We start from the raw sequence: 2,647 nt of genomic DNA, 5'->3' as shown, positions 1-2,647 counted from the left end.
CCCCTTTTCCGCTAGGTGATCCGGCCCAACACTGGTAATATAGAGCTTGTTGGAAGGGGATGGCGCCCCGGACAACGAGAACCACTCGAAACCCGTTGAAAGGTGCTGGACATGACCGTCAAGACCCGCAACTCGCGCCCCGCCGCCAAGAAGGCCACCGAGGCTCCGCAGTCGGTCGTCACCGTCGTTGATACCCGTCACCCGAAGTCCGGCCTGTCGATCGGCTACCGCGTCACGGTGGACACCGTGGAGCGTGCCGAGGTGATCAGTGAGGCGGGAGTCTCGGCCGGACTGGTCGCCCGCCTCACGATCCAGGCGGGCCCGCGACAGCGCCCCGTGACCATCATGGCCAGCCGCCTTATCGGCGAGGGCGAGTGGTACGCCGACGCCATGACCGAGCGCGGCGGCCGCGTCCACTACTCCCGGGGATTTGGGAACCGGCGCGGGGTTCCCCGCCGCCTCCTGGCCGACCTGGGCGACGTGCTCACCCTCTGCGCCTACGACGTTCGCGGACTGGTCGAGGACGCCGAGCCCGGCCGCCCGCTGAAGCTGCGCAAGGTCAAGGCCAAGCGCAAGGCGAAGGCCGCCGCCGAGGCGTAACCCGCACGGCCGGGGCGCGACGAGCGCCCCGGCCGCAAGGGGGGGGCCGGATTAGAAAAACCCTGGTCAGGCCCCCCTTTCCGCTTCCAAATCCGGCCCAACACTGGTAATATTGAGCTTGTTGGAAGGGGGTGGCACCCCGACCGGCACCGCTCGAAACCCGCACCACTTCACCGAGAGGCACCCGAGATGGCTACCAAGACGACGCGCCGCCGCTCCACCAAGCCCACCAAGACCCCCGAGGAGCGCGCGGCAGAGGTAGACGCCCTCCACGAGCAGCTCAACACCGCGATTGCGTCCCTGGTCTCCGCCGACGGATGGAAGGCGATGCTTCGCGCGACCGTCGCGAACCTCGGCCGCTACTCCGCCAACAACATGCTGCTGATCCTGGCCCAGTGCCCGCACGCCACCCAGGTGCGCAGCTTCAAGCAGTGGAAGGAAAACGGCCGCTCCGTCCGCAAGGGGGAAAAGGGACTGCGGATCTTCGCCCCCATGACGGTGAAGAAGAAGGACGAGACCGGCGCGCCGGTCCTGGACGGGAACGGCCAGGAGCAGAAGAGGACCCTCTTCAAGACCGTTGCCGTGTTCGACATCAGCCAGACCGACCCCATCGAGGGCGAGGCCGCCCCCGAGGAGCCCACCACGGAGCCCGCCTACGCGCTCGGCGGGAAGGTGGAAGGCGACGCCCCGGCCGAACTCTGGAACGGCCTTACGGCCCACATCGAGGGCCACGGGTACACGGTGCGGCTGGAGTCCACCGGCCACGCGGACGGGTACACCGACCCCGCGACCCGCGTAGTCGGCATCCAGGCCAGCGACCCCGAGGCACACCGCGTGATCACGCTCTCCCACGAGAGTGCGCACATCGAGTGCGGCCACGTCGCGGACATGGACGAGTACCGCCGCCACCGGGGCCGCATGGAGTGCGAAGCCGAATCCGTCGCGTACATCGTCGCCGGGGTGGCCGGACTGGACGCCGCCCTTACGTCCGTCCCGTACATCGCGGATTGGGCAGGCCGGACCGCCGAAGAAGTCCGCGAGACGCTTGCAGCCGCAAGCGCAACGGTCGTCCGCGCCGCCCGCGCGATCCTGGCCACCACGACCGCCACGCCGGACGAGGCGACGGAGACCGGCGAGGCGGAGCGCGCGGCGGAGGAAGCCGCCCACGCCGCCTACCAGGAGGTACGCGCCGAGATGATCGAGACCGCGCACCAGCGCGAGCAGGGCCAGCCGCTCAGCGCCGCCCTGGAGACCGCAGCCGCCCAGGGGTGAACGCAGGGCCGGGGGAGGGGGAGCCCTCCCCCGGCGTGGCGGGAGCGCGCCGACCGGACCGCCGTAGCGCGGCAGCCGACGGCGGCCGTGTCCGCACCTCCCGGCGGGCGACGACCGCGCCGCCGGACCGGCCGCCGGTGCGCCCCCCGCCGTGGGCGCACCACCAGAACAACCCCGCCGGGGCGGCGGATGGCACCGCCGCCCCGGCTCCCTCGAAACCCCGACCACACCGCGCGAAGGACAGACCGATGAACGTACTCACCATGACCACCTGGGTTGCCGTCTACGGATGGGGGCCCGAGACCGACGCACCCGCACTCGTCGTCTACTCCACGGCCACCAACGAGGCCACGGCACGCGAGCTCGCCGACACCGCCGCCGAGAAGTTCGGCCGCGAGAATGCGTGCTCCTGCTGCGACAACGAACCTCAGCTCTGGACCGTCCTGCGCGTCCCCTTCGGTCAACTCCCGCCGCAGGCCGACGAAACCAGTGCGAGCCTGCACGTGGGAGAGCGCGGGTAACGGCCCAGCCCCGGCCGCGCGGTTCGTGCCGCGCGGCCGGGCGCGGTGGGCGGCGGCCGGCCGGGGGTGGCTGGGCCGGGCGCGGGGCGCCGTGGTGGTGCCCGGTCGCGGGCGCCGGCCCCCGCCGCCGGGGTGCGGGCGGTGCGCAGCACCGCCCGGGGTGCACCCGTCCTTCGGCCGGGTGCTGGGGGCTTCTCGCCCCCAGGCCCCTCGCCAGCGCCCAGGGCGCGCTGGACCGCCCAGGTGGAAAGACG

The 2,647-nt window shown here is 72.0% G+C and carries 3 protein-coding genes; all 3 read left to right on the top strand.

The window, feature by feature from the left end; translation table 11 throughout:
* Window positions 1–111 precede the first annotated feature (111 nt).
* The 3 genes from ACWCQM_RS40865 (at window position 112) to ACWCQM_RS40855 (ending at window position 2,393) form a co-directional block, all read left to right on the top strand.
* A complete protein-coding gene (locus ACWCQM_RS40865; protein WP_450920130.1) occupies window positions 112–600 on the top strand; it encodes a hypothetical protein in 489 nt (162 codons plus the stop codon).
* Between the two features lie 189 nt (window positions 601–789).
* Window positions 790–1,872 (top strand): ArdC-like ssDNA-binding domain-containing protein, encoded by a 1,083-nt coding sequence (locus ACWCQM_RS40860; RefSeq protein ID WP_450920129.1) that lies wholly within the window; start codon window positions 790–792, stop codon window positions 1,870–1,872.
* A gap of 248 nt (window positions 1,873–2,120) precedes the next feature.
* Window positions 2,121–2,393 (top strand): hypothetical protein, encoded by a 273-nt coding sequence (locus ACWCQM_RS40855; RefSeq protein ID WP_331720932.1) that lies wholly within the window; start codon window positions 2,121–2,123, stop codon window positions 2,391–2,393.
* The last annotated feature ends 254 nt before the right edge of the window (window positions 2,394–2,647 follow it).

This window comes from Streptomyces sp. NPDC002125 (assembly GCF_053593715.1).
This window is presented reverse-complemented; position numbering and strand designations above follow the sequence as displayed.